The organism is Mesorhizobium sp. B3-1-8 (assembly GCF_006439495.1).
Classification (GTDB): domain Bacteria; phylum Pseudomonadota; class Alphaproteobacteria; order Rhizobiales; family Rhizobiaceae; genus Mesorhizobium.
The window spans coordinates 69,423-77,957 of the sequence record NZ_VFTK01000033.1; the positions used below are offsets into that span (position 1 = coordinate 69,423).

Here is an 8,535-nt window from a genome sequence, read left to right on the forward strand (position 1 = left end):
CCAGGGGAATAGTTTGGCTATAGTCCCTTTTATCCAAGCCTTTCACAAGAAAGAAATTCTGCCGATGGCGGCAAAAGCGAGTGATTTCTTGCAAGACGCCTAATCGATGCGATAGCGGATTTCCGACCTCAGGAAGGGCAGCAAATCCATTTCAAACCAGGGATTCTTCTTCAGCCAGCCGGTGTTTCGCCAGGATGGATGCGGCAGCGGCAGCACTTTCGGGACGGCCGGTCCATCCCATATGGCGCGCCAGTTCCTGACTGTCTCGGTCAGCGACGGCAGGCGTGTCGTGCCCATATGCCAGGCCTGCGCATAGCCGCCGATGGTCAGAACCAGGTCGATCTGCGGCATCAGCGCCATCAATTGAGCGCGCCAGGCCGGCGCGCATTCGCGGCGCGGCGGCAAGTCGCCACCCTTGGCGTCCTGTCCGGGAAAGCAAAAGCCCATCGGAACGATAGCGAATTTTTCGGTGTCGTAGAACTCATCGCTGCTCACACCGAGCCAGCTTCTCAGCCGGTCTCCGGAGGCGTCGGTGAACGGCACGCCCGACAAATGCACTTTTGTGCCCGGCGCCTGGCCGGCAAGCAGGACCCGCGCGGTGGAGGACGGCTGCAGCACCGGCCGCGGCTCATGCGGTAAAGGCCGCCCAAGCGGCTCCTTGACGCAGATGCGGCAGGTCCGCACCCTGGCGGTGAGGCGCTCCAGCGCTTCTCTCCTATCAGGCTGACTATCCAATTGTTGTCGCTCAGGCCGCTGCGCTCGGTCGGCTTGTAAGCGCCGCGTACCAGCGCAGCACATTCGTACACTCCTCCGGCACCCTGATGCGTGCCGGCTTCATGAAATCGATAGCGATCATGCCGGTGATGTCGGCGACCGAGTAGCTATCGCCGGCGGCGAATTCGCGCTCCGCCAATTCGTGGTCGAGGAGATGCAGGAATTCGATCGCCTTCGGTTTGTTGGCCTCGCCCCATTCCGGGATTTGCGGCACTTCCCATTCCTTCATCGCAGGATGGATGTGCCGGAACGCGGCGGCGACACTGGCCATCAGATTCAGTTCCATGCGTCGCTGCCACATCTCGACCATGGCCTTGCCGAGCGCGCCCGTGCCGAACAACGCGGGCTTGGGATGCAACTCCTCGAAATAGCGGCAAATGGCGATCGATTCGGTGATGATAGTGCCATCGTCGAGCTCGAGCACAGGCAGGCGCCGCAGCGGATTGCGCTGCGCCACCTGCTCGCCGCGATGCTCCAGAGCGCCCATGTCGACGGGCACCAGCGGCACCGCCAGTCCCTTCTCGGCAAGGAAGACGCGCACGCGCCGGGGGTTGGGCGCTCGGCCGCCATCGAACAACTTCATTCCATCCTCCAGCTTCTCCATCGGATCATAGGCGGCTCCGCCCATCACCAGAAGCGAACAAATTCGCGCAGCACGTCGCCGAACGAGGCCAGCATGCCGTGCTTTCTCTCGACCGGCGCACTGTGATGGCTGTCACGCCATTGCTGCGGCTCCTCGAAGGCGCCTGCCCAGATGCCGGCCTTGGCCGCTCTCGCCACCGCTTCCTCGGTCTCGAAGTCGCCGAAGGCAACCGCCCATCCGGCCTGCACCTGGGCCCGGTTCAGGTCGGCGTCACCTGCCCTGCAATCGCCGAGCAGGCGGCCGTAGCGGTCGCGCTGCCAGCCGCTGCAGGAAACAGGCCTGCCGGCGATCAGGCGTACCAGCGCCTGCCGCGCCAGCTTGCCGCAGGGATACTCGGCGCCGGCCTTCTGGCAGGTCTGCTGATACTCCGGAGCGTCGATGCCGCGCATGCGAATGCGCTCGGTCCCGAGCGTGATCGAATCGCCGTCATTGACGATCGCCGTGCCTTGCTCCCTGCGTGTTTCGAAGCGGTCGAGGCGGGCCGCCACCAGGATAAGCAATCCGAGCAAGAGGAAGGCCAGCCCATAGTCCAGCAGCTTGCGCCAGAGGCTTCGCGGCGAGCTTGCCGCGTAGCGTCGGCGCGGTCCTCGCGGCCCGAAACGGCTCATATGGCAAACAGTCTCTTAATCATTCGAACGTAGCTTAACGAACTGACAGTCGCTGCGCGCAGAAATTGAAGTCTGTATGCCTTTGCAACGCTCGAACACAGCGGATAAATTTATTGTGGACCGCCGTAAACCGCACCGCAACAGCGATGTGGCGCGCGCGGTGCGCAAGACGCGCGACCGCCTCTCGCAGCAGGCTGGCAGCCTCGACTTCGACCGTGAACTGCTGAAACTGCATGCGCGCGCCATGGTGGTCGGCGCGGTCGCGATCCCGCTGCTCGTGCTCGCCGTGGCGGCCGTTGGTCGGCTGGCGGGCCTGGACAGCCAAGTCACCATCTGGGCCTTGTCGATGCTGCTTTGCTACGCGATCGTCGCTTTCATGGCGCGTCGCGTGGAGCGAACCGAGGCAGCCGAACTCGACCCGGCGCAGACGCGCCGCGACTTCTTGATCGGCCACTTCCTGTGCGGCCTTGGCTGGGCGTGGTTCGCCTGGATCGGCTGCGACACCTGCCAGATCGACCAGTTCCATGTGGCCAAGGCCATGGTGCTGCTGGTCGCCATGGCGACGACCGCCGTGATGGCCTCCTCGCTTGGCGGTGCGCTGTTGGCCACCTTTACAATTCCCGTTGCCGTTTACGTCTACACCATCCTGCGCCTGTGGACGCCGATCGAAGCCACGATGGCGGCGTTGCTTATCGCCGCGCTTCCCTTCTTCGGCTACGTCGCGCGTCATCTCAACCGGGCGTCGTTGATGCTGCTCTCCTTCCGCTCGGAGAAGGACGCGCTGATCGCCGAGGTGGAGACGGCCAAATCGATGTCGGACGAGGCAAGGCGGCGCGCCGAGGACGCCAATCTGGCGAAATCGCGTTTTCTCGCCTCCATGAGCCACGAACTCAGGACGCCGCTCAACGCCATCCTTGGCTTCTCCGAAGTGATGGCCAATGAAGTGCTGGGGCCGATGAACAATCCGACCTACCGCGACTATGCCCATGACGTGCACGAGTCCGGACAGCACCTGCTCGACCTGATCAACGAGATCCTCGATTTGTCGCGCATCGAGGCCGGCCGCTACCAGCTCAACGAGGAGCCGGTCGTGCTGGTGACCATAGTCGAGGATTGCTGCCACATGATGGAGCTGCGTGCCCGCAACAAGGACATCCGCGTCATCCAGGAATTCGAGGAGACCTTGCCGCGGCTCTTCGCCGATGAGCGCGCAGCCAGGCAGATCACGCTCAACCTCCTGTCCAATTCGATCAAGTTCACTCCGTCCGGCGGCGAAGTGCGCGTACGCGTCGGCTGGACCGCCGGCGGCGGTCAGTACATCTCGGTCAAGGACAACGGACCGGGCATACCAGAGGAGGAAATCCCGGTGGTGCTTTCCGCTTTCGGCCAGGGCTCCATCGCCATCAAGAGCGCCGAACAGGGAACCGGCCTCGGCCTGCCGATCGTGCAGGGCCTGCTCGCCATGCATGGCGGCGAGTTCGAGCTGCATTCCAAGCTGCGTGAGGGCACCGAGGCGATCGCCATTTTCCCGTTGAGCCGGGTGATGGAAGAATTGCCGGCTTTGCCGACCAAGACCGTTGCGGCGCGGGGGCGCCGCTGAGGCAATCCCTGTCGGCTCTAAAGCCGGATAGCCATCGCCATGCCGGAACTGGTCAACGCCGCGGCCTTGACGATTCCGGCGGCGAGAGCGGCCCCTACCCCTTCGCCATGGCTGATGCTGAAATCGAGCAGTGGCCGCAGTCCGAGCCGTTCGGCCGCCTTGGCGTGGCCGGGCTCCGGCGATAGGCTGGCAAGCAGGCAGTGATCGAGCGCGCCAGGATTGGCCGCATAAAGGGCAGCGGCCGCCGCGGTCGCCGCGAACCCGTCGAGCAGGACAGGAATCTTCTCCATGCGCGCCGCCAGAATGGCGCCGCAGATCGCCGCGAACTCGCGCCCACCGACCCTGCGCAAGGCCTCGAGCGGATCGCCCAGGCCGGAACCGTGGAATGCCAGCGCCCGATCGACGACCTCGGCCTTGCGCGCGGTCATCGCAGCGTCGGCGCCCGACCCCGGCCCGACCCAATCGGCCCCGTTGCCGCCGAACAGCGCGGCGCAAAGAGCGGCGGCGATCGTCGAATTGCCGACTCCGAGATCGCCCAGGCACAGAAGATCGGCGCCGCCCGCCACCGCCTCCATGCCGAAGGCCATGGTCGCGGCGCAGCCGCGTTCGTCGAGCGCGGCTTCCTCGGTGACGTCGCCCGTGGGAATGTCCAAGGCGAGGTCGAAGACTTTCAGGCCGAGATCGTTGGCGACGCAGACCTGGTTGATCGCGGCGCCACCGGCGGCGCAGAGTTCGACCTCATTGGCGGTCGCGGCCACCGGACGCGGCGAAATGCCGTGCCTGACGGCGCCGTGATTGCCGGCGAAGATCGCCATCAGCGGCCGGTTGATCGCCGGCGGCGCGCGTCCGCTCCAGGTGGCAATCCAGGCCGCGATGTCCTCGATGCGGCCGAGCGATTCCTTCGGCTTTTCCGCTTTGGCGAACAGCGCGCGGACACGGGCCGCCGCCGCGTCATCGGCAGGCGGCAACGCCGCCAGGAGGCTTCGGAAATCGTCGAAAGGCGTTGCGGTCATTTTATGTCGGTCGCGGTCCGTTGCGGAAATCGCAAGCGGCATAGCCGCCTTCTCCAGCCGGCACAACCGCCTGACGATGCCGCGAACGCGTTGCCTTGTGGCGCATTGCGGAGGGCTTGCATTGCTCCGGCGGTTGCACCATGTGGAATAAAGGCAAGAGAACAGCATGTCCGCCATCGAATCCCCCTGCATCCTGGTCTGTTCGATCGATATGAAAACCGGCTTCTGCTTCGGTTGCGGCCGTACGCGCGACGAGATTTCCGGCTGGCTGACGATGACCCCCGAAACGCGCCGGGCGGTGATGTCCGAATTGCCGGCGCGGCTCGAAACGGTCGAGCGGCGGCCGCGTCGTGAAACCCGGCGCAGCCGCATGGCGCGCGAGCGCGGCGTCTTGTGAGAAGAAACCGATGAACCGGCTGTTCTGGATCGTCATGGCGGTGATCGGCGTCGGGCTGGTGCTGCTGATGCTCAACAATTCAGCCGGCCACACCTTCGGCATGGCGAACAACGATTTCGGCCGGCTGATCTGGGTCGGCGTGCTGGTCATGGTGATCGGCGCGAGCCTGCTCCGCTCCGGCCGGCCGATGGGTGACATGGCGCGCAATCTCGGCGTCTGGGCCGCGTTCGTGCTCGTGCTGATCGCCGGCTACCAGTATCGCTACGAACTGCAGGACGTCGCGAGCCGCGTGACCGCCGGCCTCGTCCCGGGCAGCCCGCTGGCGCTCGGCGTGGAGAACGGCCGCCCGACCGTCACGCTCGACAAGGCCGACAACGGCCATTTCGAGGCCCGCATCCTGGTCAACGGCACCCCGGTGCGCGCCGTGGTCGACACGGGTGCGACGAGCACGGTGCTGACGTCCGAAGATGCGCAGGCCGCAGGGTTCAACCCGGCGGCGCTCAGCTACAGCGTGGACGTCTCCACCGCCAACGGCATGGCGCGCGCGGCGACGGTCAAGACCGACGAGGTGGCGATCGGCGGCATCGTGCGCAAGGACATGTCGGTGATGGTCGCTGCGCCCGGCATGTTGGACCAAAGCCTGCTCGGCATGAACTTCATCGGTTCATTGTCGGGCTTCGACGTGCGCGGCGACCGCATGATCCTGCGGGACTGATCAAAGGTCAGGCTGCCTCTGCTTCCGCGGCCGTGAGATCAATCGCGGAAAACGCGGTCTCCAACACCTCCGCCCCGGCGCCAGGCCTGTTCGCATCCGTCGACAGGATTTGCCGGAAGCGGCGCGCGCCAGGCAAGCCGTGGAACAGTCCGACCATGTGGCGCGTAATGTGGCCGAGCCGCCCGCCCCGCTCGATATGGCGCGCCGCGTAGCCGGCCATGGCGTCGATCAGCGCCGCGTGGTCGAAGGTGGTCGCCGCCTCGCCGTAGAAGGCGGCATCGACGCCGGCAAGGATGCCGGGCGTGTGATAGGCCGCGCGGCCGAGCATCGCGCCGTCGACATGCCCGAGATGAGCCGACGCCTCGGCGAGCGATTGAATGCCGCCATTGATACCGATGAATTCGTTCGGCTTTCTGGCCTTCAGCCGGTAGACGCGCGGATAGTCGAGCGGTGGAATTTCCCGGTTCTCCTTGGGGCTCAGCCCCTCCAGCCAGGCCTTGCGGGCATGCACCCAGAGCGCGTCGGCGCCCGCGGCGAGAACGCTGTCGGCAAGCATATCGAGAGCAGGCTCCGGGTCCTGGTCGTCGACGCCGATGCGGCATTTGACCGTGACGGGGATTTTCACCGAAGCCTTCATCGCCGCGACGCATTCGGCGACCAGGATCGGCGTCTTCATCAGGCAGGCGCCGAACGTCCCCGACTGGACGCGGTCGGACGGGCAGCCGACATTGAGGTTGACCTCGTCATAGCCGAAGGCCTCGCCGATCCGCGCCGCCTCGGCGAGTTTTGCCGGATCCGATCCGCCAAGCTGCAGGGCAACCGGATGCTCAGCGTCATCGAAGCCGAGCAGCCGCTCGCGAGCGCCATGGATGACGGCATCGGCCACAACCATCTCGGTGTAGAGCAGAGCCCGGCGCGTCAACTGGCGGTGGAAGAACCGGCAATGCCGATCCGTCCAGTCCATCATCGGGGCCACGGTCACTCTATGATGTTGATTTATCAGCATTTTTTCTTTAACATCAAATCGTTAGAACCTGCCAAGTGCACACGAATTTACGCCAGAGTACGATCCTTTTCGCCACGTTTCGATCTCTCAGTGCACACGGAGCGCACACGAAAAAATGGCCACCTACACAAAGCTCTCGTCCGGTTCCTGGCGTGTCCAAGTCCGTCGCAAGGGTCGCTATGTCAGCGAGACCTTCCTGCGCCGAGACGACGCGCGCCGCTGGGCGACCGAAACCGAGCGGCAAGTCGATCGCGGAGAGACGCCGATCAAGTCCCGTATAGCGCGCCTTAAGACCTTCGGCGAACTCATCGACCTTCATATCGACGACATGTGCGATGTAGGCAAGTCCCCTCGCCGCTCCAAGGCCGCGGCCCTCGCTATGCTCCAAAGACATCTCGGCAAGTGCAACATCGCGGCTCTCGATCGCGAACGGCTCATTCGTTTCGGCCGCGACCGGGCTGCCCAAGGTGCTGGACCGATGACGCTAAGCATAGACATCGGCTTTATAAAACTTGTCCTGTCTCATGCCGCGGCGGTCCACGGTCTACCGGTGAAGGTCGAGCCCGTCGATCTCGCGCGCATCGCACTTAAGCGCCTCGGCCTTATCGGCAAGGGATGTGAGCGCGACAGGCGACCCACCCAGGATGAACTCGACCGGCTAGTTGCTCACTTCGAATCAAACCCTCCTCAGATAGCGCCGGTTGGCCGCATTATACGTTTCGCCGTTGCAACCGCGATGCGTCAGGAGGAAATTTGCAAGGCGCGTTGGTCCGACCTGGATTCTCGCACGCGGATGCTTCTCATCCGCGACCGCAAAGACCCACGCAATAAGAAAGGCAACAATCAGCGCATCCCGCTATTCGCGGCAACTGGATACGATTCATGGGCCATTGTTGAGGAGCAGCGCGCAAAGCGAAGCAATGACGATGATCGCATTTTCCCGTTCAACCATAGGTCAGTCGGCACCGCCTTCCGTCGGGGGTGCACTGACCTTGGCATCCGAGACCTTCATTTTCACGACTTGCGGCACGAAGGAACGAGTCGCCTGTTCGAAGCTGGGTTCACAATCGAACAGGTGGCGCTGGTTACAGGGCATAAAGACTGGAAAATGCTGCGACGATACACACATCTAAAGCCCGAGGCGCTTCACACTATCCACGCTGCGAAGGCTGCCTAGTTGAGGTGAGAGGGGCGGCAGCGTTAGTCGGACCGCTCTCAGCCCGCTGATCGCGGAACTACGGCCGGGGTTCGAAGGAGCAGCGGTTTGGAGACCGAATAGCCTTCTCACATCATCTTGTTTACACAGCGATATTTGGCATTTTTCCAATCAATGTGCAAGGAGTTGTGTAAGAGAAATGAGCGTCCGGGCGGGCTGCGATGGGGGTGGTGCAGCGATAGTGCACCACCCTCTGTGCCTCAGGCCGCCATCCACGTATGCTGCACTGCTGCTGCAATCGTGCCAACCTGGTTCGGGTCGCCGAGCCGCGGATCATTGGGCTGAATGCCTGAGCCCGTTGGTGACGTCGCCGGATCAAAACCAGCCATGGCGGCGACCAAAGTGGCCACATCGGATTGGTTCAGCACCTTGCCGTCACCGGACTTAATGGCCTCGACGACATTCCCCGGCCCTGCGAACCAGTTGCTGACCGTCACCTTGTCGGTTGTGCCCAGCACCGAGATCACGAGATTGTTGCCCTGTTGGGCAAACCATAGCTCGTTCGCATCGATGCCCGTACCAAAGTCCAGTTCGTCATTGTCATTGTAGGCGCCGGATTCGAC

General features: G+C 63.8%; 10 protein-coding genes. 4 read left to right on the forward strand and 6 right to left on the reverse strand.

Features of this window, described 5'->3' with window-relative positions; translation table 11 throughout:
* Positions 1–99: 99 nt before the first annotated feature.
* From FJ424_RS25790 to FJ424_RS25800, 3 genes are read right to left on the reverse strand one after another with little or no spacing between them, the layout of a single operon-like run.
* A complete protein-coding gene (locus FJ424_RS25790) occupies positions 100–735 on the reverse strand; it encodes a uracil-DNA glycosylase family protein (RefSeq protein ID WP_246677351.1) in 636 nt (211 codons plus the stop codon).
* A 10-nt stretch (positions 736–745) separates the two neighbouring features.
* Positions 746–1,357 carry a glutathione S-transferase gene (locus FJ424_RS25795; protein WP_140657880.1) on the reverse strand — a complete coding sequence of 204 codons (612 nt, stop codon included), beginning with the start codon at positions 1,355–1,357 and terminating at the stop codon, positions 746–748.
* Positions 1,358–1,401: 44 nt separating this feature from the next.
* Positions 1,402–2,025: a thermonuclease family protein gene (locus tag FJ424_RS25800; RefSeq protein WP_140657882.1), complete on the reverse strand. Its 624-nt coding sequence runs from the start codon at positions 2,023–2,025 to the stop codon at positions 1,402–1,404.
* Positions 2,026–2,101: 76 nt separating this feature from the next.
* On the opposite strand from FJ424_RS25800, the gene FJ424_RS25805 reads away from it, so the two are divergent.
* Positions 2,102–3,625, forward strand: coding sequence for a HAMP domain-containing sensor histidine kinase (locus FJ424_RS25805; protein ID WP_140657884.1), 1,524 nt, complete (start codon positions 2,102–2,104; stop codon positions 3,623–3,625).
* Between the two features lie 17 nt (positions 3,626–3,642).
* Here FJ424_RS25805 and FJ424_RS25810 read toward each other — a convergent pair whose 3' ends face one another.
* Complete coding sequence (locus tag FJ424_RS25810; RefSeq protein ID WP_140657886.1) at positions 3,643–4,638, reverse strand: nicotinate-nucleotide--dimethylbenzimidazole phosphoribosyltransferase; 996 nt, start codon at positions 4,636–4,638, stop codon at positions 3,643–3,645.
* A gap of 166 nt (positions 4,639–4,804) precedes the next feature.
* Between FJ424_RS25810 and FJ424_RS25815 the strand changes: the two genes are divergently transcribed.
* Both FJ424_RS25815 and FJ424_RS25820 read left to right on the forward strand, forming a co-directional pair.
* The gene (locus tag FJ424_RS25815) at positions 4,805–5,035 is read left to right on the forward strand and encodes a DUF1289 domain-containing protein (RefSeq protein ID WP_140642628.1); all 231 of its coding nucleotides are present in this window, start codon (positions 4,805–4,807) and stop codon (positions 5,033–5,035) included.
* Between the two features lie 10 nt (positions 5,036–5,045).
* Positions 5,046–5,750 carry a TIGR02281 family clan AA aspartic protease gene (locus FJ424_RS25820; protein ID WP_140642630.1) on the forward strand — a complete coding sequence of 235 codons (705 nt, stop codon included), beginning with the start codon at positions 5,046–5,048 and terminating at the stop codon, positions 5,748–5,750.
* A gap of 7 nt (positions 5,751–5,757) precedes the next feature.
* Here the strand turns inward: FJ424_RS25820 and dusA are convergent, their stop codons facing one another.
* Positions 5,758–6,756, reverse strand: coding sequence for a tRNA dihydrouridine(20/20a) synthase DusA (gene dusA, locus FJ424_RS25825; RefSeq protein ID WP_140657888.1), 999 nt, complete (start codon positions 6,754–6,756; stop codon positions 5,758–5,760).
* A gap of 115 nt (positions 6,757–6,871) precedes the next feature.
* On the opposite strand from dusA, the gene FJ424_RS25830 reads away from it, so the two are divergent.
* Positions 6,872–7,933 (forward strand): site-specific integrase, encoded by a 1,062-nt coding sequence (locus FJ424_RS25830; protein WP_140657890.1) that lies wholly within the window; start codon positions 6,872–6,874, stop codon positions 7,931–7,933.
* Positions 7,934–8,172: 239 nt separating this feature from the next.
* On the opposite strand, the gene FJ424_RS25835 is transcribed toward FJ424_RS25830, so the two are convergent.
* The coding region (locus FJ424_RS25835) for a calcium-binding protein (RefSeq protein WP_281405448.1) at positions 8,173–8,535 on the reverse strand (363 nt) is incomplete at its 5' end.